Origin of the sequence: Fimbriimonas ginsengisoli Gsoil 348, assembly GCF_000724625.1 — a bacterium.
Classification (GTDB): domain Bacteria; phylum Armatimonadota; class Fimbriimonadia; order Fimbriimonadales; family Fimbriimonadaceae; genus Fimbriimonas; species Fimbriimonas ginsengisoli.
Genome location: NZ_CP007139.1, coordinates 1492400 through 1513612, shown reverse-complemented (window position 1 = coordinate 1513612; position 21213 = coordinate 1492400). Strand labels below are relative to the sequence as shown.

Annotated in this window: 16 protein-coding genes and 3 tRNA genes; 12 read left to right on the top strand and 7 right to left on the bottom strand. The window is 60.6% G+C overall.

What is annotated here, in order from left to right:
- Positions 1-226: 226 nt before the first annotated feature.
- The 7 genes from OP10G_RS06930 (at position 227) to OP10G_RS24180 (ending at position 8542) form a co-directional block, all read left to right on the top strand.
- Positions 227-1300 carry a LacI family DNA-binding transcriptional regulator gene (locus OP10G_RS06930; RefSeq protein WP_084178872.1) on the top strand — a complete coding sequence of 358 codons (1074 nt, stop codon included), beginning with the start codon at positions 227-229 and terminating at the stop codon, positions 1298-1300.
- A complete protein-coding gene (locus tag OP10G_RS06925) occupies positions 1297-2220 on the top strand; it encodes a prepilin-type N-terminal cleavage/methylation domain-containing protein (RefSeq protein WP_144241030.1) in 924 nt (307 codons plus the stop codon). The genes OP10G_RS06930 and OP10G_RS06925 overlap by 4 nt, the downstream gene beginning before the upstream one ends.
- Positions 2221-2312: 92 nt before the next feature.
- Complete coding sequence (locus tag OP10G_RS06920; protein ID WP_144241029.1) at positions 2313-2576, top strand: hypothetical protein; 264 nt, start codon at positions 2313-2315, stop codon at positions 2574-2576.
- Positions 2577-2793: 217 nt separating this feature from the next.
- Positions 2794-4341, top strand: a complete 1548-nt coding sequence (locus OP10G_RS06915; RefSeq protein ID WP_025226617.1) for a bifunctional ADP-dependent NAD(P)H-hydrate dehydratase/NAD(P)H-hydrate epimerase — start codon at positions 2794-2796, stop codon at positions 4339-4341.
- Positions 4320-5594 (top strand): FHA domain-containing protein, encoded by a 1275-nt coding sequence (locus OP10G_RS24185; protein ID WP_025226618.1) that lies wholly within the window; start codon positions 4320-4322, stop codon positions 5592-5594. Before OP10G_RS06915 ends, OP10G_RS24185 begins: the two co-directional genes overlap by 22 nt.
- Before the next feature lie 5 nt (positions 5595-5599).
- Positions 5600-7135: an FHA domain-containing protein gene (locus tag OP10G_RS27605; protein WP_025226619.1), complete on the top strand. Its 1536-nt coding sequence runs from the start codon at positions 5600-5602 to the stop codon at positions 7133-7135.
- 18 nt (positions 7136-7153) lie between these two features.
- On the top strand, positions 7154-8542 hold the full coding sequence (locus OP10G_RS24180; RefSeq protein WP_025226620.1) for a vWA domain-containing protein: 1389 nt from the start codon (positions 7154-7156) through the stop codon (positions 8540-8542).
- Between the two features lie 211 nt (positions 8543-8753).
- Here the strand turns inward: OP10G_RS24180 and OP10G_RS06895 are convergent, their stop codons facing one another.
- Together OP10G_RS06895 and OP10G_RS06890 are read right to left on the bottom strand one after the other, a co-directional pair.
- The gene (locus tag OP10G_RS06895) at positions 8754-9071 is read right to left on the bottom strand and encodes a hypothetical protein (protein WP_025226621.1); all 318 of its coding nucleotides are present in this window, start codon (positions 9069-9071) and stop codon (positions 8754-8756) included.
- Positions 9072-9207: 136 nt separating this feature from the next.
- The gene (locus OP10G_RS06890; protein WP_025226622.1) at positions 9208-11490 is read right to left on the bottom strand and encodes a VIT and vWA domain-containing protein; all 2283 of its coding nucleotides are present in this window, start codon (positions 11488-11490) and stop codon (positions 9208-9210) included.
- Positions 11491-11589: 99 nt separating this feature from the next.
- On the opposite strand from OP10G_RS06890, the gene OP10G_RS06885 reads away from it, so the two are divergent.
- Complete coding sequence (locus OP10G_RS06885; RefSeq protein WP_025226623.1) at positions 11590-12396, top strand: hypothetical protein; 807 nt, start codon at positions 11590-11592, stop codon at positions 12394-12396.
- 179 nt (positions 12397-12575) lie between these two features.
- Here the strand turns inward: OP10G_RS06885 and OP10G_RS06880 are convergent, their stop codons facing one another.
- Positions 12576-13853, bottom strand: coding sequence for a CCA tRNA nucleotidyltransferase (locus OP10G_RS06880; RefSeq protein ID WP_158409161.1), 1278 nt, complete (start codon positions 13851-13853; stop codon positions 12576-12578).
- 95 nt (positions 13854-13948) lie between these two features.
- Between OP10G_RS06880 and OP10G_RS06875 the strand changes: the two genes are divergently transcribed.
- The 3 genes from OP10G_RS06875 (at position 13949) to OP10G_RS06865 (ending at position 15780) form a co-directional block, all read left to right on the top strand.
- Entirely contained in the window at positions 13949-15118 is a 1170-nt protein-coding gene (locus OP10G_RS06875) for an alpha-amylase family protein (RefSeq protein WP_025226625.1), read from the top strand.
- Positions 15119-15472: 354 nt separating this feature from the next.
- Positions 15473-15551, top strand: a tRNA-Asp gene (locus tag OP10G_RS06870).
- A 138-nt stretch (positions 15552-15689) separates the two neighbouring features.
- Positions 15690-15780, top strand: a tRNA-Ser gene (locus OP10G_RS06865).
- Between the two features lie 6 nt (positions 15781-15786).
- On the opposite strand, the gene OP10G_RS06860 is transcribed toward OP10G_RS06865, so the two are convergent.
- From OP10G_RS06860 to OP10G_RS24175, 3 genes are read right to left on the bottom strand one after another with little or no spacing between them, the layout of a single operon-like run.
- Entirely contained in the window at positions 15787-16407 is a 621-nt protein-coding gene (locus OP10G_RS06860) for a DUF998 domain-containing protein (protein ID WP_025226626.1), read from the bottom strand.
- Positions 16404-16715, bottom strand: coding sequence for a hypothetical protein (locus OP10G_RS06855; protein WP_025226627.1), 312 nt, complete (start codon positions 16713-16715; stop codon positions 16404-16406). Before OP10G_RS06855 ends, OP10G_RS06860 begins: the two co-directional genes overlap by 4 nt.
- A gap of 53 nt (positions 16716-16768) precedes the next feature.
- A complete protein-coding gene (locus OP10G_RS24175) occupies positions 16769-17623 on the bottom strand; it encodes an AraC family transcriptional regulator (protein WP_227625076.1) in 855 nt (284 codons plus the stop codon).
- 146 nt (positions 17624-17769) lie between these two features.
- On the opposite strand from OP10G_RS24175, the gene OP10G_RS06845 reads away from it, so the two are divergent.
- Positions 17770-17845 (top strand) — tRNA-Ala (locus OP10G_RS06845).
- A 124-nt stretch (positions 17846-17969) separates the two neighbouring features.
- On the opposite strand, the gene OP10G_RS06840 is transcribed toward OP10G_RS06845, so the two are convergent.
- On the bottom strand, positions 17970-20930 hold the full coding sequence (locus tag OP10G_RS06840) for a TIR and AAA domain-containing protein (protein WP_144241028.1): 2961 nt from the start codon (positions 20928-20930) through the stop codon (positions 17970-17972).
- Positions 20931-21213: the final 283 nt, after the last annotated feature.

Genomic DNA, 21213 nt, shown 5'->3' with positions numbered 1-21213 from the left:
TCTGGAGACCAGCGGTCCACCGGGCCGAACGTATCCGGACCGGACTTCCTCACCCCAACCCCTCTCCCTCGTCGGGCACATGCATTCCGAGGAGGGAGAGGGGCTCCGGAAGGCGGGTTGTGATTTAAGGTTTTATCGGATATGATTAATCCATCGATCAGACGCTGGGGCGGTGATCGAAATGAAGGCGATAATGCTGAGCGGAGTTTTGGGGTAGGGAGGGTTTATGGAAACACCTAACCGAAGCACGGGGTCGACCTTGAAGGAGGTCGCGGACGCGGCCGGCGTGTCGATCGCGGCGGTCTCCAAGGTCTTGCATGGCCGTGGGAAGAACGTTCGGGTCAGCACCGTCCGGGCGGAGGCGATCCGGGAGGCGGCGGAAAAGCTTCGTTACAGCCCTAACGCGTTGGCGCGTTCTCTCCGGACCAGCCGGACGCACACGATCGGCCTGATCTGGGAGCAGATGCAACGGATCGCGGATGGGCCGCTCTACTATGTCCATTTGCTCGACGGGGTCTCGCACGTTCTCTTTCAGCAGCACTACCGGCTCACGATCCTGCCGGAAATTCCTGAAATCCAGCCGGTGAGAGCGCTGAGCGATGGGCGCCTGGACGGTGTGATCTGGTGCAAGATGCCGGACGATCCGCTACTGATCGAGGAGTTTCGGCACTCGCCGCTCCGGGTCGTGGCGCTCAACTCCCCGGTTCCCTCCGATCCCGAGGCTTACCCGTCGGTGACTTGCGACAACGAAGGGGGCGCCGCGCTCGTCGTGGACCATCTGGTCGCCCTTGGGCATCGCCGGATTCTTTTTGCGCTCGACCTTGGGTGGCAGACCGCCCCCGACGCGTCGGCGAGACTCGCAGGATTTCGCGCCGCGATGGAGCGTCATGGATTGCCGTTTGGCGACGAGGACGTGGTGGTGTGGCCGGTGGCGGCGGCTCCGGTTGCGGAGTGGTTCGCCACGAATCCGCCGCACACGGCGGTGTTCGCCTGGCACGAGGGCTTGGCGGGGAGCATCCTCACCCAAGCGGCTAGGGCCGGAATCTCCGTTCCGGAGGAGCTAAGCGTCGTTGGTTACGACAGCACCCTCTATTGCGATACCACCACGCCGCGGCTAACGGCTGTGAAGCAGCCGGTCCGGGAAATGGCGGAGGTGGCCGCACAACTTCTTATCGACTTAATCGAGGGGCGAACCCCCTCTCCCTATTCGTATCTTTTCCCCTGCACGCTCGACGTCAGGGATTCCACGTCTCGTCCGTCTCCCCGACCATTGGCTCGGGGAGCCCCATCTGCTCAATGAAGAGGTATTTACCCATGAAGCGAGCTTTTACGCTCATTGAATTGCTTGTTGTTATCGCCATTATCGCGATCCTTGCCGCTATCCTGTTCCCGGTTTTCGCCCAGGCGAAGCTTGCCGCTAAGAAGACTCAGACCCTCAGCAACATGAAGCAATCGAGCCTCGGGCTCCTCATGTACAGCGGAGACTCCGACGATGCTTTCCCGATGGCAGAATACGGCGATGGCGATCCTGCGTATCCTCACATTACTTGGACGACCACGATCTTCCCATACGTAAAGAATGGCGACCAGGCGGTCGACTCGCACGGCATTACCGTTTCCACCGGCAAAGACGGAATCTTCCGCGACGTTGCAGGGCCGTCGCTGAACCTGAAGGATGCTAGCGTCGAAGGCTACTACTTTGGCGTCAACCGACTCATTTGCGCCGCGAACTACGATGGCGGTCAGCCATGGTTCAACGGAAACGGACAGGTGCTCCCTTCCATGTCGCAGACCGAACTGGACGCCCCGGCGGACAAGGTTCTCATTGCGACCAAAGGGCTGAACAGCCCCGGTAACAAGTGGAACTACCCGTGGTTCGTGGATTGGCAGTTCCAGTACATCGATTCCATCGCCCACACTCCGGGCGACGCCAGCACGGTCTACCGTGACGGAGATACGTCGCAACAAAAAGGCTCACCGGTCTACTCTCCGAAGTACGACACGGACTGCCAGAACGGCTTCAGCGACGGAAATTGGGAGTGCGCGGCTCACCCGCGGTACCGATACGCTGGCCAGGGAGTCTTCGGATATGCCGACGGCCACGCGAAGTCGGTGGCGCGAGGCGCTCTCAAGTGGTACCAGAACATCTACGTGAAGCGCGGCGGCATCACTTCAGCGAGCTGGACGTACGGCTGGTACTACCCGCAAGAGCCGTTCTAACCAAGTCTAGCTCTCACTCAAGCCTTCCTCCCGCCATTCTTTTTGGGCGGGAGGGGCTCCACTATTTTTTGCCAGTAGAGATGAATAACAAGATGAAATTTTCGGGCGCGGTCTTCGCTCTATCGCTCATCGTTGCCGCCGTCGCCGGCTGCAGCGGCGAGAGCGACAATCGCACGGTCAACCCGGCGGAATCCGCCGCCGCCGACGCGAAGCGGCAAGAGATGGTCGACAACATGAACATCCCGGAGTCGCAGAAGGCAGCCATGAAAGCCCACATGGGCGGCCCTCCCGCCGCCGACCCGGGCGCCGCGGCGCGGGCCAAAGCGGCGGCCTCGCAGTCGGGCCGCCGGAACTAGTGGTAGTGGCGGCACACGTAGGTGCCGGCTACACGGCTTCGCCGTAGCTCCCTCACCCCCCAACCCCCTCTCTCCTCGGGATGCATGCATCCCGAGGAGGGAGAGGGGGCTCCGGAGGTCTGGTATGGGGGCTGCTGGCCTACGGCGAGAAACTGCCGGCGGGGAGAAGGCGTAGATTAGGAATCACGGGCAGCCGTGGTGCTTCCTACCGACGCCGATGTGGATCGCCAACGCTGAACATAGCCGGGAAATCGACCGCCGTGCGAGCGAGGAATTTGGAATTCCCGCCAAGGTGCTGATGGAACGGGCCGGGCTGGCCGTCTTCGACGCCGTCCGCACCTTGCTTCCCCAAGGGGGGAGGCTTGCCGTCTTTTGCGGGAAGGGAAATAACGGCGGGGACGGCTTTGTAGTCGCCCGGTTGGCGACCGAATCCGGGTTCGGGGTGTGCTGTCTCGTCGCGGCGGAGGCGAAGGATCTCCGGCAAGACGCGGCCGAGCAGATGCGGGTGGCCCAGCGACAAGGGGTCGAGCCAATCTTCATCGACGATGCCCGCTGGTCGCGAAAATTAGACGGCCTCGCCTCTCTCGACCTCATCGTCGACGCCCTTCTCGGGACCGGCGCTAAATGCGAGGTGAAGGGGGCGGTTAAGGAGGCGATTCAGGCGATCAACCGGAGCGGGGTCCCGGTTGTGGCGGTAGACGTGCCCAGCGGCATCGCCTGCGACACCGGTGAGGAGCTCGGCGAAAGCATCTGGGCGTTGCGCACGGTCACCTTCGGCCTCCCCAAGCCGTTCCTTTTCGAGGGGACTGGGCTAGAGCACTCGGGATTCTGGACGGTGTCCGAGATCGGTTATCCGAACGTACTGCTACGGGAGCCGACCTACGCACGGGTGCTCGACCGGGAATGGGTGGCAAACCTCTTGCCGGAGCGACTCCGGGCGAGCCACAAAGGGGATAACGGATCGGTTCTCATCGTGGCGGGGAGCCAAAACATGCGCGGGGCCGCCTCGCTTGCGGCGCGCGCCGCGGTTCGGAGCGGGGCCGGGCTGGTCACGGTGGCGGGGATCGCGGACGTTTGCACGGCGGTGGCCGCTAACGTTCCCGAGGCGATGCTCTTGCCCCTTCCGGAAAACTCGGGGACGGTCAGCGGGGACGCCGCCCGGTTCCTCTTGCAGCGGGCCGGGAAGTACGACGCGGCGGTATTCGGCCCAGGGCTCACTCAAGAGCCGTCGATTTTGGAGTTCCTGGAAAAAGTCTGGGCGGAGTGGACCAAGCCGTGCGTCATCGACGCGGATGCGCTGAACGCGGTGAGCCACGGAGTGAAGCTGCCAAGCGCGGAGTGCGTCCTTACTCCGCATCCGGGCGAGATGAGCCGGCTGCTCCACACCAGCATCGCGGAGATTCAATCCGACCGATTTCGAACGGTACGGCTGGCGGTGGAGCGGTTCAACCAGTGCGTACTCTTAAAAGGGCCGTATTCCTTGGTAGGGGAACCGGGCCAGCCGATCCTGGTGAACGACACCGGTAACCCCGGGATGGCGTCGGGCGGGATGGGAGACGTGCTTGGCGGCGTGATCGGGACTTTGATGGCGCAGGACCTGCCCGGCTACTACGCGGCGAGCTGCGCGATGTATTGGCACGGCGCCGCCGCCGATCTGTGCGCCATGGAAATTGGGCCGACCGGCTACTCCGCGAGCCAAGTGGCGGAGGCTTTACCCAAAGCTCGCTGTAGAATCATTTCGTCGTGCGACCAAAAGCCCTGCTGATTACGCTCTTCCTTCTCGGAGCTGCCGCCCTCGCGCAAGCTCAAGACGACGTGACGCTGAACTTTGGAGCCGACGGGCCAAGGGAGGCTTGGACCACGACCGGTCCCCCCGGGAAGCCGGCTCCGGACAGCGTCCGGAGCGACCGATCGATCATGCCGATGTCTTTTAAGGGGAAAAAGGACTCGGACGCCCTGTACGTGGTGGACAAGACGACCGGAAATCTGGCGGGGACGACGGTAGGAGCGGTTCGCAAGACTGGGAATTGGCAGGTCGCGCCCGAGTCGTACAAGCTTATCGGCCAGGTGTCGGTGAAGGTCGAGCACTCCGGCCAGCCCTTAGCGGCAGGCGAGGTCTCCCTCGACGACGGCGTTCGGGAGCAGAAAGAGCTGCTCGATCCTTCGACCAACGGGAAGATCGACTTCTTTGGAATCAAACCCGGGTCGCTGAAGATCACGGCGAGATACAAGGCGAAGGACGGCACGAGTAAGTCGGTCACCCAGTTGCTGGACGCGCCGCTCACGAGGACCACTCCGATTCCCTCTGCCGTCATCTCCGTGCCGGAGGACGTGGCGGTCGTCGGGACTGCGGCCCCGGCAAGTTCGGATAAGCCGGCGGTCCCGGCTTCGTCGACGCCGGCCGCCGCGCCGGCGGGGGCGCAGGCTAGTGGGAAGCCGGCGGAGTCGGCTAACCCGATTGGGTCGCTTGTCGTCTATCTTGTCGGCATCGCTGTCGCCGGCGGCGTGATTTACTTGGCATTCAAATATGCAAAGCAGAATCCGGAGCTCGTCCAGAGCAAGTTGACTCAACTCGGGGTGGATATTCCTCAACCGGGAGATGCCACTCAGGGGCAGCAGTACGATCCGGTACCTGCTCCGATGCCGAAGAAGCAGGACCCTCCGCAGAAAATCATCTTGGATGGAGCGGCGCCCGATCCAATCGCCCCCTTCGCCGCGTCTACCGCAGTGTCCGTAGGCGAGCCCCGCCTAACGTCCGACGCCGGCGACGCAATGATTCTGCCGGAAGGAGAGACCGTAGTCGGTCGCGAAGTGGGGCTCGGGCTTAGTTTGGTAGGTGAGACAACGGTTTCTCGCCAGCATGCGAAGCTGTTCCGATCGGGCAACGAGGTGACTTTGACCGATCTTGGCAGCACGAATGGCACGTACGTGAACGGCGTCCAACTCAACGGCGGGACGACCCTGCGGCACGGCGACAGCGTCCAATTCGGCGCGGTGCGCTTCCGCTACGAGGGCTAAAGAAGATGGGAAGGCTATTCGCAAAGTTCCTTGCGGGGGGGCTCGCGGGCCTGCTCATCTTCGTGCTCTTTGAGCCGTTCGCGCCGAAGAACCTGTCGGACATGGCGGCATGGGACAGGTGGGAGGCCGGCTTCGTCCTCTTCCTGGGGCTGGCGATCGGGTTAGCCGTCGGCGGGCTCGATGGTTACACCCGGGGAGGCAAACAACATACGATCCGGGGGCTTGCCCTTGGCGGGCTGTTTGGCGCGATCGGTTGCACGCTGGGCCATGGCATCGCGGGTGCGATTACGTCGTCCATGTTAAATAGTGCGGTGGCGAGCGGCAATCCGATTCTACTGATGCTGCCGCGCACTCTCGCGTTCACAATCATCGGTGCGGCATTGGGAGCCGCGATCGGCGCCAGTTCCTTGAACGTAAAGAAGCTCGTTCAAGGCGCGATCGGAGGTGCTCTCGGTGGCGCGGTGGCGGGAGCAATCTTCGATCCCCTTAGCTCGGCGATTGGACAGTTCACCCTCGCCGCTCGAGGGCAGCAAGGTGGTGAAGTGGGCACGCCGGGACGTGCGGTGATGACCATCGTGATGGGGGCGGCCATCGGCCTCTTTATCGGTCTCGTCGAGCGTTGGTCGCGGAGCGCTTGGCTTCGGCTGTCGCTTGGCCGCAACGAAGGGAAGGAGTGGTCGATCGACTCCGCCCAAACCTTCATCGGCCGGAGCGAAGGGGCTCACGTGCCGCTATTCGGCGACGGGAACGTCGCCCCGATTCACGCGTCGATCCAACGTCAAGGCCCGAACTACGTGATCACCGACGGCGGTTCGCCGATCGGCACCATCGTTAACGGTCAGCGCGTGCAGTCGGCGCTGCTCATGCACGGGGCTCAGATCCAGATTGGCAGCTTTGTGCTTCAGTTCCTCATGAAGAACCAGGCCGCCCCGGTCGCGGGACCGGAGGCTTATCGCGGCCAGGCGTATCCGATGCAGCAGCCGTATGCTGCCGCTCAGCCGGCGCAGCCGGGCGCCTACCCTACGTCGATGCCCGGGCAGATGCCCGGCGCGATGCCGGGCATGCCGATGCAAGGGGGGCCTATGCCGGGGGCGCAGACTCAGATGATGCCCAATCCGGGCATGCCTCAACCGGGCATGCCTCAGCCGGGAATGCCTCAACCGGGAATGCCTCAACCGGGAACGCCCACCCAGGCGTTCCAACCGGCAGGTCCCCAACAGACCGTCGCTTACGGCAGTGGAATGGCGGGGATGGGCGGATATGCTCTTCTCGCGATGGATGGGCCGCTGCTCGGCCAACGCTATCCGGTCGGCGGGCCTGTGGAGATCGGTCGGGAGGGAGCCGGTATCCGAATGCCTCACGATGCGAACGCCTCGCGCCGCCATGCCGCGGTATCGCCGGGGGTGGGAGGCGTATCGGTGCAGGACCTTGGAAGCACCAACGGAACTTATCTTAATGGTCAACGCGTCTCCCAGGCGACCGCCGGCCCCGGTGACCTTATCAAAGTCGGATCGACTACCTTTAGAGTAGAACCCGCTTAACCACGAACGCTTACGCCCATGGACCCCACTCGCCGCCTCGACCTCAACAAGACCCAGCTCACCAGCGCGCCCACCGTGGGCGATCCGAACCGAACCCAAGCGATGACTGGGTTCGATCCGCTGAAGACGACGGCCATGACCGCGATGCCGAGGGGCGGGCCATCGGTATCGGTGGAGCTGATCGCGAGCCGCGAGGCGACGATGGCGAACGGCCCCGCTCGTGAGCAATTCCTCGTTGAGATCTCGGCCGCTGGCGACGGTCCGGCGCTGCCCGGCGCGGGCTTCGGTACCGGAACCCGGACTCCGCTCAATCTGTGCCTCGTCATCGACCGGTCGGGTTCGATGGAAGGACCGCCACTCGACTACGTGAAGCAGGCTTGCGCCTATGTGGTCGACATGTTGGGGCCGAACGACATTCTCAGCATCGTGACCTTCGAAGAAACGGTCGACGTGCTGATGCCGCCTCAGCGGGTGACGAACAAGCAGCCGATCAAGGAAGGGATCCAGCGGCTGATGCCGGGGAACACGACGAACCTGTACGACGGCCTTGCGCTAGGTATGCAGCAGGTGATCGGCGTGAACGAGCCGGGCCGCGCGACGCGGCTTGTGGTGTTGACGGACGGCGATCCTACGGCAGGGATCAAGGATTTTTCGGCCCTTGTGGCGCACGCGGGGGAGATTAAGAACCGCGGCATCACCTGCACCTTCCTCGGTTTCGGCCCGGATTACAACGAGGAGCTGCTGGCCAGCATGGCCAAGCGGGCGGGAGGAAATTACTACTACATTCCCCAGCCCCAGATGATCCCCGAGGTTTTCCGGGTGGAGCTCGACAAGATGATGACGGCGGCGGCACGCAACATCAAGCTGAGTTTGAAGACGGCGCGGTGGGTTACGTTGCGATCTCCGCAGCCGGGGCCGAACGGCGAGGTGGAGACGCAGCTCGCCGACCTGGAGCGTGGTTCGAGCATTCAGCAGGTTTTCGACCTCGACTTCGCCAACCACCCGCTCGGCTGGTATCGCGTCGGAGCGGGGAAGCTGACGTACGACGACCTGAGCACCGGCCGCACGGAAACCGTCGACCTGGACCTGGTTCTCGAGTTCACGTCGGATACGGCTCGCTATTCCGGTCCGGTGAACCCTCGGGTGCAAAGCGCGGCGCAGGTCGCGGTGGCTTCTCGAGCGGTCGAGAAGACGATCATGGGTCTGAAGACCGGGATGATCACGACCATGGGGGCGGTGCAAGAGCTGCAAAAGACGCAGATGCTGCTGGTCAACGAGGGGAGAACGGCAGAAGCTCAGGAGGTCACGATGGCGCTTCGGGCATTGCAGACCGGCGATGCGGGCCAAGCCGAGAAGACCCTCATGGGCACCATGGTCCATTTGGATCAAGGCAAAAAAGGCCCGTAGCCTACCGTGGCACGGGCTTCCAGCCCGTGCGTATCACGACCATCCTGGTCGTGTAAACGTAGCATCGGCTCCCAGCCGATGAACCCTCACGATCACCCTGGTCGGGTGAATCACTCAGGGGCGGGCCGCCCCTGAGACCCACGGGCGGGCCGCCCGTGCCACGTTGCCGAGCCTCCAGGCTCTCCTTCTGGAAGCTTCGGCGCGGAGTCAATTACCGGTGGTGGTGGCGGTGGTGCCATCGCCAATAGCGTAGGGCGCGTCCTCTCATAGCGTTCTGGCTCTTACGATCCTGCTCGTAGCGCCATGCCGAGTACGCGCCGCCGGCGAGGCCGCCGATCGCGAGAGTGTTGTTGTGGGTCAACAGGCCGTACACACCGAGCGCGCCGCCGGCGTACCCGAGGTTGCGCCACGTGTTCTTCGTCTGTTGGCGGTGCCGATAGGCCGAGGACTGCGCGGGAGCCATCACCGGGAGCGCGACGACCGAAGCGGCCAAAACTGCGCTGGCAATTTTTACGGTTAGTGTGCTCATATTTTCTCTCCTTTCCCGTTAAATTTGCGGGGTTTCTGAAGAGTTAGACGAGCGAGATCGCGCGCGGTACCTTTAATTTCTCTAAGGCCCATCCCCCATCCATCGTCGACCGCGATGGATGGGAGGGGGCCGGCCGTTAACCTTCCTTATCACTCAAGATCATCCTCACCTCCTCGAGGGCGGCGATCTCTTTCAGGTGCTTGGTGTCGAGGGTGCCAAGAACAACCTTGAGGTCGTCCAGTTTGGCGTCGAGCTTGAATCCCATGCTTTGGAGTTTGGACAGAATTGCCGGGGAGAGGTTCTTCAGACCGATCTGGACGCGGATCACGCCGGTCGCGTTCCGGACCTGGGCATCCGTTTTGGCCGTGAACGAATCCGTTGGCGTGACCTCCTTCTCGGCCAAAGAGCCGGCGATTGAGCCCGTTGCGGCGGATTTGGCTAGCCGGATCCGCCTCGTGACGCCCGGAACGGCAATATTTCGGCCGTTAACTCCGCCGCCGGCAGCGCCTTGCGGGGCGGCGGCGCTTAGGCTTGCGCCGAAGGAGAGGTTAACTGAGGCTTGGGAAGCCGGGGCTAGATTAACGCCCTCCGTCATGTCCACTGGAACCCGCACCGTTCGCTGCTTTCCTCCGATGTTGACGACCCGCTTCTCTACGGCGACGAACGAGGTGTAGGAACTCATGATCCCGTACTTGAGGGCAACCTGGGTGACGCGGTCTTTCAGCCGCTCCGTCGATTCCCCCCGCAACTGGGTGAGGTAGTCGTTTCGCTCCAAATTGGTGATCTGGCGTCGCGCCCAGAGGCGCATCAGGGGGTCCGCGTCGTCGTTTTTGCCGGACAGATTGACCTTTAGCGTCTTCTGCCACGGCTTTCCTTCGTAGATTCCGTTCAACTGAATCTCTCCGGTTCCAGGCTGGTCGTATCGGCCGTAGACGACGATCGGCTTGTCCGAGAGTACGTCCGGCAGCGGCGAGGGCAGAATGTCGGCGAGGCCCGTGCCGCTCACCGTAAGGTGAGTCAAGATCGGATTCCTGCTCCGGCGGGCGAACCGCTCGACGGCGGAGTCGGCCCGTTCGGCAAGGGTGACGACTTCGGAGTCGCCGCACCCTTCGGTGCTCATTGCGTCGACAAGCGAACGGTTGACCCCGTTGCCGATGCCGAAGACGAACATGCGGCTATTGCCCCGGTACATCTTGATGTCGTCGAGGATCTCTTTCTCTTGACCGACGAATCCGTCCGTATTGAATACGACGTACCGCAGGCGTTTGGGGTCTGGGGTTGGAGAGAGGGCGGCCACTACCGCCTTTTGCAACTCCGTCCCACCCGTAACTTGCATTTTGCGGACGAAGTCGGAGGCAATGCGGCGGTTCTCCGCGGTATTGGGCCGGGTTTCGGGCCAGAGGCTGGTGACGTTGTCGGAGAATCCGAGCACATTGAATGTATCGTTGGGACCCATTTGGTCGATCAGCTTGAGTGTCAGCTCTTTCGATTTCTCAAGTGGGAATCCCTGTTGGCTGCCGCTTTGGTCCATGACGAAGACCAGTTCCTTGGGCGCGACCTGCTGGGCCGTCGGCGCCTTGGGAGGCAGAAGGATCATCGTGAAGAAGCCGCCCCGCTCCGGTTCGTAGTGGGTGAGGAACGCGGATTGAACGGAGTCGGTGGCGACCGCGTAGCGGAGGATAAAGTCGCGGTTCGGGATCTCGTCATGTTTCGAAAGTGAGACCTGGGCGCTGCCGTCGCCGTCTCGCCGGACCTCGACTTTGTGCAGCACGGACGTCAAACTCTGAATCGGCGCTCCCGCGTCGAGGTTCACGTGGAGGTCGATGTCCGCGCCGGAACGCGTTCCTTTGGGTGCGTAGACGGGGCTGATCTTGTCGGGGTGAGGAGTGGACGCCCCCATGTAACGCGGGCCGACGACCATTGGGAAATCGAATTCGAATTGGCCGTTCTCGTACTTTAAGAGCTGCACGTAGCTGATCTCCACCTTCACGTCGGCGCCGGGAGTCAGGTTGGCGATCGACTGGGTGAAGACGTTATCCGTTTCCTGGTCGAGCAAGGCAGCGGTCTGGCCGGCGTTCTTGGCGGCGTCGTAGATGGCGCGGGCATCCTCGCGGCGCTTGAGCTCGCCTTCGATAATTCGGCTCCCGACCTGGATGCGCATCCGGTCGACCGCGGCATCGTGAGGAAGGGGGAAGGTGTAGACCGCCTCGACGGCGCTTTGGCTCGGGTTGTGGAAGGTCTGCACAAGGGTGACGCGGGCGCCGAACCCCTGAATCTTCGCATCGACGCTCGTTCCCTTTAATGCGGCGAGCACCTCCGGCTGGCCCTTGGGAAAGAGCGCCATTTGACCGCAATCTGAGACCGAGGGGTGAGTCGTTTGAACGAACTGAAAGAGAGCGAGAGTTAGGGCGGTGATCACGGCTTTTCTCCAAGGCGCGGCATACGGTGCAACGCTCGAACGGTAGCTGAGTGCCTGGGTGTGATCTAAGGGTTCAATCTCAGCATAATCTCTGCAGTCGTGCGATTTAAAGAAAGCGAACTGGCCGGAGCCCGCGACCGATTGCTCCCGGCGATACGTAGCCATCTCATTCGGCAGCAGGGGGTGGTCGGGCTGTTTCTCGCCGGGTCGATCCCGGCAGGGACGGCGGACGCGTACTCGGACATCGACCTGAAAGTCGTGGTTCGGCCGGGCCGCTATCTAGATTTCGTGACCCGTCGCCTGGAGCTTCCGCGGAACTGGCCAGGGTTCTTGTTCAACGAGTGGGTGGAGAACGCTGCCCACTGCGTATCGCATTTCCGGCCGTTTCTGAAGGTCGATGTCTACTATCTGAACGAGGAGGCGCTTGCGCCGACGCCGTGGCTATCGCTCCCGACGGAGATCCTGTACGATCCGGAGGGGATTGTTTGGGAAGTCGTCGAGCGGTCGCAGCGGCTCCGCTTTGAGCCCGATCCGAATGAGATCGACCGGTCGATCGGCAAGGGTCTTGCGGCTGCTCACGAAGCGTACCGGCGCATCCAGCGCGGCGAGTTGGCATACGCTCAGTCGCTGCTTGATGAGCTACGCCTGAATATGGCGATGGCGGACGATTGGCTCGGGGGACGTCCGGCCCAAAGCATTGCTCTGTCGAGGATCGAGCAACGTGGGAGCGAGCTGTTGCTGGCCGTCTTGCGGGCCTCCTATGTTCCTCTGGATGTTGAGGAAATGAAGGGGGCGCTCGCCCGCCTTGTGGGGGCGTACCGTGCGCAAGTGGCGGAGCTTCACGGGCGCTTCGCGCCCGGTCGGCCGTTGGAAAACGATCTGGAAGCGTTGGATATCGTTCTTTGAGAGAAACTCCGGAAAGGGATTTCTCGCCAAGAACGCAAAGAACGGGCAGAGTCGGTCGAAGAAAGCTTGAATCGCAAAGGGGGCAAAGGCATTGTCGCAAGATCTAATTGGCATTAGGCGAGCGGCCCGTGTCAACTCCGACGCCGACGGCACGGGAGATCATCGGCGGGGCGCCGACGCTACGGGGAGTCACGCAGCCAGGCGGTCGCGCTAGCTTTGTCGCCGGGGGCGAGGTCGCCCTCGATGACCATTTCGGTGAGGGCTTGTTTCAGGCGGCCGACTTCCGGGCCGGGGGTTAGGCCGGTGATTTCCATGATCTCTTGGCCGGAGAGGGGGCTGTCCAGAGTGGATCGGGGGGTGGCTTGCTGGACTTCGGCGATGCGCTTGCGGATGGGGCCCAGGTCCATTACGCGGACGCCGGCCTTGAGGCCGTTGGCGTCGGCTTCCACCAACTGGAGCAGACGCTCCAGGTCGCCGTCGAGATCTCGGATCAGCCGCCGAGCGGCGGCGGGGGTGAACTCCGGCGAGGAGCCGAGGCGCATGTGGTTCTTCACGAGCAGCGATATCGCGTCTACCTCGCGTTGAGGAAACTTTAATCGCCGAAGCAGCTCTTCGGTCATCTTGGCGCCGACCGCCTCGTGGCCGAAGAACCGGGTGTTTCCTTCTTCGTCGATAAACCGGGTGGGCGGCTTGCCGACGTCGTGGAGGAGCGCCGCCAACGACAGCACGAGATCGCCCGTTCCGGCATTTCGTAGCACGAGCAACGAATGGTTCCACACGTCGAGGTGGTGGAAGCTTCCTTGCTCGCAGCCGACCATTGGCAACAGCTCCGGGGCGAAGATTTCGAGAAGTCCGAGCTCGCGGAGGTCGTCCAGGCAGTCGGGACCGGTTGGCAGGGCGAGCATCTTTATGAGCTCGTCGCGGATCCGCTCCGCGGAGATGATTCGAAGGCGGTCTCGAGTCTGCCGGATCGCTTCATACAGTCCGGGTGCGGGCTGGAAGCCGAGCTTCCACCGAAAGCGGACCGCGCGCAGCATGCGCAGAGGATCGTCGTGGAAGGTCGCCTCGGGCGCGAGCGGGGTTCTTAGGACCTTGGCTTGGAGGTCGGCGATGCCGATGCCGAGCGGATCGCGCAGCTCCCAATCGTCGATCGATCGCATGAGAGTGTTCACGGTGAAGTCGCGGCGGGAGGCATCTTCCTCGTACGTCGCGGGTTCCACGTGCGGCTTGCGCGAGTTCTCGTCGTAGCTTTCGCGGCGAGCCGTGACGATCTCGATGTCGACTCCTTGGACTCGAACCATCGCAGTTCCGAACCTCTCGTAGGTGACAGGGGCGATCTCCGACACGCCTCGATCGAAGAGTAGCCGGGCAAGCTCGGCCGAATCGCTTCGGGTCACGAGGTCGAAGTCGGCTCCGTGGATGATTCCAAGCAGCTCGTCTCGGACGGCACCCCCCACGACGTAAAGATCGCCTTGGAAGGGAGTGCCAAAAGTAATCTCTCGTATTGCTGCTAGGGCGGGATGCACGTTAGGACTCCTATACTTTCGGCACAATGAAGATGAAAGGGCTCCGGGTCGACCCCGGCTTCTTACCGCTTGAGATGCTTGACCCGGCGGTCTCGGTTCCGCGCATCGTGGCGGATTGCAAGCGGTGGGGAGTCGACACGATCTTTGTCTTTGCGTTTTCCCCTGTTTTCGGCGCGTTTTACTTTACCGAGTTGCCCGGGGCATGGCGGCAGCAGGATCTGGCCGCCAGCAAGGAGAAGAACTTCCTCCCGAAGCTGATCGCGGCGGCCCATGCTCAAGGGATCAAAGTGGTGGCGTCTTTCCGGTTGAACCAATACGAACGGATCGCCACCGCCCACCCGGACTGGCGGGTATTGCGAAAGAACGGTCAACCGTACGAAGTCGACCTTGGCGGAATCAAGGGGCATCCGCTTTCTGCATGGCACCCTGGCTACCGCGCATGGTTCTCATCGCTGATGCACGACGTGGTCACGCTATGCCGCGACCTCGACGGGCTGGAAGCGTGTGAGGGAACGGTGGCGGAAGGGATGGAGCATGGGGACGTGGCGCCGGACTACAACGCCGCCGCTCTCGCCGACTTCAACCGAAAGCACCCGGGTGCGCCAGAAGGAGATCTGCTATGGAAGCGTCACCGGGCCGAAGGGATGACGGGGCTCCACGAGATCCTTCTTCACGCATCGCAACGGCTGCCGCAGGGCCAGTCGTACGCGATCCACGATCTCGTGACGGAGCGGTTCGACAGCTTGAACCTCATGAACCCCGACACGTATGCCGACGAGTGCGGCTTCGATTTTAAGGGGATCGCCTCTCTCGGATACGACCGCATGATTCAAGGGGCGATCTGGCAGCAGCGGGAGCAGAACGCGCGGCTACTGGGGAAGAGCGGCGTATTCACCCCGCAGTGGACGGATAACGCGGTCAAGGGGTTTGCCGGCATCTTTCCCACGGGTAAGCCCATCCTCCATGCTCACGTCGAAGTGACTCCGTTTTTGGCCGGGTCGACGGTCGTCGTGACGCCTCAGCCTGCGGATTTCGAAAAGGCGCTTGGGCTCGCTTTAGCGGGAACCCAGGGGTCGACGGTTTACTCGTATCATCAGCTTTTCGATGCGCATCCGGATCCGAAGTTCAAAGGAAAGAAACTCGGTCCGGAGAACGAGTTTGCGAAGCGTCTAAGTAAGGTTTACCGCCTACCTTGATAGGGTTTATCGACTAAGGAATTTCAAGAAATCGCACTTTCTGTTGACAAGATGGTTTTTCTTGGTCATAATGTCGACGTTAAGGAAAATTTACCCATGAACCCGGTCACTGTCACCTCGGCTGCGTTAGCTCCCATCGCTCTTTTCTTGAGTCGCGATCGCTTCGCGGTGTCCGTTGAGAGTGATACTTCAGGGACTGGGCGTAGCTAAGACTAAACAGAATTTAGGAAAAGCGGCCCGGTCCCCATCGAGGACCGGGCCGCTTTTCTTTGCGTCCGACCCTCGTTTGAACCTGAATCTCCGCCTAATGGGGGACATGTCCCTCTTAGAGCATGAGGTTAATCGCCATTCTTCGGCCACGTATTTTCAATCGGATTAGATGGGCGCACTGTCTATGCGTCGGTTGCGGGTTCGAGTCCCGTCGTGGCCGCCAATCTCTCAAGAGTTAGGAGATATTCGAATGTGAAAGAGGAACGTCAATGAGTGTGATCTTGAGTGGAAGGTGACGCCTTCTGCCCATCATGTTTAGATGGGTAGGGCTGTTACTATACGTGCCAACAAATGACCCTAAGGAGAGTAAGCCCTGATGGTGACGGGCGCTGTTTGCTAAACAGTTGGGGCGGTTTACCCCGTCTCGGGTTCGATTCCCGTGCTCTCCTCCAGAATAATTATTCGAGGTTTTCCTGCATAACGCGATCCAGGATCCGCGCGGCGACCGCGACGAGCGGAAAGATCGTCAGGGTCAACACCCTCTGCTTGAGCCCCTCCACCTGGCTCGCGTCGATTTTCAGAACGCCTGAATTGACCAGGACTATGGCGGCCATGACGAGGAGGGCGGCGGCCACGTAGGTGCGTAGCGCTTTCGTACGGCCGTATTTCCAGATAAAGGTTCCGAGCAGGAACGGCATCGCGATCATGAACGCGAGAAAGAGCGGATGCCCGCCATGTCGAGGATCCGGCATTGGAAAGTGGGCGGCCCACATACTTTGCAGTCCCCCCATGAACACCGCCGCAGAGATTAGGGCGGCGAGCCCCCAGGGCACGCCGGTTCGCCGGCTGCCGAGCCAAAAGCCGCACGCCGCGATCAGCATGAGGACCCCTTGTACGAAGATCCCCACGTTGAAGAACGACGCTAACGGGCTCCGATCCGACCCAAGCTCGCTGGCCACATTCCGAATGAAGCTGTACCCCGGGAAGAACGGCGCCGCGATGAGTTGGATGCCGAAATAGAAGAAAGGAACGGCGATTCCGGCTTTGAGAAAGAGCGAAATAAGCCTAAGCTTCGTCACCTCGCGGTCACCGATAGCCGATGTTCGGCGAACTCGATCTCGATCGGAGACGACGCACGAACCTTGGCGAATATCTTGCCGTCCCGCAGTACCTGGGTGGGCAGGATCGTCAAGGTGCCGAAATCGCTGGAGATAACCGCTTCCTCGCGATTTGCCCGCAACGTGGCACTGCCTTCGACGCTGGCTGTGACGCTGTGGCCGCCAACTTGAGCGGCCAAGTGGGTTCGACGGTTGTGAAAGGCGGTCGCACTTGCGATCGCAAGCGCCAGTACGGTGAAGGTGGAGAGGGTCGCGAAGTGAGTTCTCATGGTGTCGCCGGTAGGTTCTTTAGCTTAGGATCGATCCTGCCGGCGGTCTTGTATCAGGGGAACATCGTTTGGGTGTGGCTCACATTCTCGGCATTTCGCATTTCGGTTGGCGTCAAGCCGGTCATCCGCTTGAATGTCTTGCAGAAGCTGCTCTGGTCGCAGAACCCGAGCTCGACCGCGATCTCGGCTAAGGTCGAGTCGCCGGTGGTTAGCATCTGCCGGGCTTGCCGCACCCGGAGTCGTCGTACGTATTCCCCCATCGTGCAATGGAAGTGACGGCGGAAACTCCGCATAAGGTGGCCCGGATGGACGCCGACTTCGGTGGCAAGCGCCTCGATCGAAAGCGGCTCGTTCGGATGGGAGTGGAGGTGGTCGCGGGCGTTTTGGAGCCATCTCGGAGCTCGCGCTTCTTCGGTCACCGGGCGGGACCGGGACATCGCCACGAGAAGCTCCAAGGTGAGCCCCTCGAGCATGAACGGGGTCAGGTTGTCGCGCGACTGGAACTCTTTATGTAGGCGTTTCGCCAAGGCGAGTGGCGGCCCGTCTTCGTATTCTCGCGGCTCGTGGAGGGCTCCGCCGGCGGGGCCGAAGCGCTCCCACCAGGGAGCGTGGAAAGTGATGTAGAGCGCCCGAACCGGGTCGTGGTATTGGGTGGCGTGCGTCTCGCCTCGGGGGACGAACAGCAATGTGGCCGGGTCCGACGTTGTGGTGGATTGGCGGGTGAAGGTTTGGATACGCCCCTCCAATACGAAAGCGGCGTGTGCTTCCTCATGGGTGTGGGTCGGCATCCAAAAACCCCGCGCATGCCGCCGATCGCAAAACGTGACGGCGCGGCCCGGAAGCTCGACCGTATCCGCCTGAGAGGGCGGAAGCGCAGTTTCATCGAAGGTCGCTGCCATGGTTCTCATTGCCAACTCGGCTTGTAGCCGACGGGTTGCGGTCTTGGGTCCCTTGACGCTCATCCGTCAGGCGGGTACACTCAACTTTCCGCGAAAGCGGGGAGTCGGCTGGGTTGCCTTGAGCGGAGTACTTCCGCGCCGCCCGCCTGAATATTGGGGAATTAGCTCAGTTGGGAGAGCACCTCCATGGCATGGAGGGGGTCAGGGGTTCGAGTCCCCTATTCTCCACCAAACTCTTTTTCTAGGTTCCTCGGGGAAAACCAAGCTTGGTGCGATGCTCTATAGAGTGTCGAAAGGCCCGGGACATAGAGTCACCAACAGTCTTCTTTTGGCCTCGCCGGGGCTTTAGCTAAGCTTAAATGCAGGTTTCCTGCACCCTAAGCCGCTCCGCTAATTCATTCCACTCTGCCTCTCGACGCCGGTAGCCGCATTCCAGGATGAGTTTGCGGGCATCGAATAAATGCATTTCCGGATCGCCCCACGGACGCTCCGGTTGATCGGCAAAGAGGCGGGCGCGAAGAAGTAGGACATCCGCCATGTGCAGTCTCATTTGCCCAAGTTCCGCCATGCTCCACGCTTCATCGAGATCGAAACGTGCCTCGACCGGATTCCCACTCCAGTCGTAGTAATGGGCCAAGGCAAGGTGACCCCTGATCGTCTCGTTATCCAGCCCTCCGCGACGGAAATTCTGAAGCGCTGTATCGAGGAGTTCTTTCACGATCGCGTCGACTTCTTTTCGGTAGGCCCCGGCCATCATTGCGTAAGCTCGGTTGACTTGCAGGAGCGCCTTGAACATCGGACCGAGTCCGGTTCGCTCGACAAACGCCAGACCATCATCCGCAACTTCCAGGGCTTCGGCATACGCTTTCTTCCAAAGAAGCAATTCGCCCCAACGGAAACAAGCGTTAGAGCAATTCGAAGGCTCACGCTGGTTCTGCGGAGCTTTACTCATCTCATAGGCCTTCTGGAGGTTTTCGCACGCTAAGCCGAACTGGCCGAGGTAATGCTCCACCTTGCCCTTACTCGACAGCGAATACATGTATTTCGGCGTGTCTTCCGCGCCCTGGGAAAATTTCACAGCCTTTGTCGTGTTCAAAAGCCCACCTCTGAGATCCCCCGAATAGAGCTGCGTAACTCCTAGCAATCCGGCGACGATCGAAATGAGGTTTGCCTCCCCTTTCGACCCTGTATAGTTCGCCTCACGAATCTCTAAGCATGCATTAAAGGACTTAATTGCATCCGAAAGCATTCCCAATGAGCGCTCCGTATAACCTAATTGCTGAAGAATATCCGCCTTACCCACGAGATCGATCTGTTCTTCGTTGTGCCGTAAGATCGTCTTGCAGGCCACCCAAACTTCGGCTTGCATTCCCAGTCCCTTTGTGGCGTAATAGTCGTCGGCAAGGATACGAAGCTTGAACGTTCGATAGCTCTTCTTGGGCATCCCGGCCCTTGCATAGAAAACAAGCGCCTGAAAAATCAGGTCTAGCTTCGCATGGTCCTTGGGATAAGGTTCATCGACCAGATCCTCGTAATAGTGACCCAGCCGCAAATTGGCTTGCTTCCATGCCTCCAGATCATCCGTCCTAAGCCGCTCCGCGAAATACTCCCGGACCAGCGGATGGCAGTCCAAGGTGGTTATCTCGTCATCCGCGTTTGCGTAGAACACGAGGCCAAAGTCGATGAGGTGATGCAGGGCCAGATTAAACTTCGCCCGTTCGATCGGCTGTACCTTTACCTCGTCATGGGCAACCCCCTTGTGTCGTACGAACATCGGCTCGGTCAGCCCTTCGATCGGAGGTGCCTGCATTAAGTGCTCGAGGCAGCTCATTAAAACGGGACGATCGAAAAGTCCCATCATGCGTAGGATGGCAAGTTGGCGAAATTCGGTTCCCTCACCACTTCCGGCAAACCACGCTTCCAGAGTCTGAAATAGTCGAAACGAAGTACCGTTCCTCTTGTTGTCTGTGTCTTCTTCCGAGAATTGGATGAGCGATGCCCCACTAATATCGCCCTGATTAACTCGGCGCAAATACTGTCCGTAGAGGAACAGCGTAAGGGCGTGGCCGTTGACTCGGCGGGTCATGTCCCGCAGCTTTTCGTGATCGCAATTGATCGGTCGAACCCCAAGGCGATTCACACCGACGCTGTGAAGCAGTTCGGCGCCCGCCTCATCGCTAAGAGGTGGGAGCTCGACCGAAAGGACCTCTCCCCACATATCGGCCCTTCCCCTTTGGGTCGCCTGGAGATCGACGATCTCTTCCCGCGTCGAAATGAGACACAAGCCAGACCATTTATCCTTGCTACTAAAGTTGCCCAGATGGCTGAGCATGCTCCGGATCCCGGATGCCCGCAACCGTCCCTCTTTTGCCTCACCCTTTGGTACCTGGAGAGGTTCGATACCGTCCAAAATCAGCAATGTGGGTTTCTCGGCGATCGCTTGAGCTAGCCTGCGCCCCCGATCCGTGGGAGAGAGAGTCGCATCGTTCTCTACCTCGAAGAACTTCACCGCGTCTTCGAAGAAAGGCTGCTCCGAAGCTTGAAGCTCTTCTCTCGTACCTTGGCTATAGAAGCTCCATGCGTAAACGCGTTCAACCCCTTTCCAATTCTTCGCCTGAAGCGTCTCAAGCCAGTAACGCGTGAGCATCGTCTTTCCCGCTCCGCCTGGTGCCACCAACACTTGCGTCTTTACATCGGAACGGGCAAATGCTAGATTCAGCAGGGCGATTTCTTGGTCACGGCCGATGAGTCGACCCACATCTCGCTTGCGATCACCGTCGAGTCGCAATTTGTCTAAGCTCACCCATTTCGGATCAAGGGGTGTATGTCGATCGGAAATCCCGCCTTGCTCTAAGGCGATTTCGGTCAACCGCTGAGTGACCCGTACTACCAGTTCTTGAAGTGAGCGCTTCTTTTCTTCCTCATCTCCGTCGAGTGGCTTCAGGCTGTTCGGTGCCTGGCAACCGTTCAACCAGGAATGAGTGCCTAAGTCGCACGGTTCGCAGGGCAGCGGGATAATCTGAATCCGTTCCGCGTCGTACATTTCCTTTAGCATCGGAAGCTCTTTCTTGACGATGTAATCCGACCGAAGTGCTTCCGGAGTGAGCAGGACGATGGCGATCTTCGCCTTCACCAGTTGTTCAATGATGTGCTTGTCCCAATTGATCGCCACCGGGGTCAAATTGTCGTGCCACAAGCAAATAAGGTCGTTCGCTTCGAAAGTCCGGAAGGCTTCGAGCACTCTACTTTTCCAATCCGGCCCCTTTCCATGTTGGGAATAGCAGATAAAGATGAGGGGATCGTTCGGTGACGACATGACAGAACAGTGATAGCATATTTATGCCATCAACACTGACAATTCCACGGGTCAATGGTGCCTACTTCTCCTTCAGAACGACCACAATCCTTATTGAGCTATGCGTATGCAAGGACTCCATCGTCAGGTGTCGACCGAAACATGTAATCCAAAAGCTTAAGTGCGTGATGGATATCGCATAAACCAACTACCTAAGTGTCTGCAAGCTCCTTTCTCACGAAGCGCTACTCGCATCGGCACCGGGACGGAGCCAAACAACACCGGCAAGACATCCTGGGCGCCG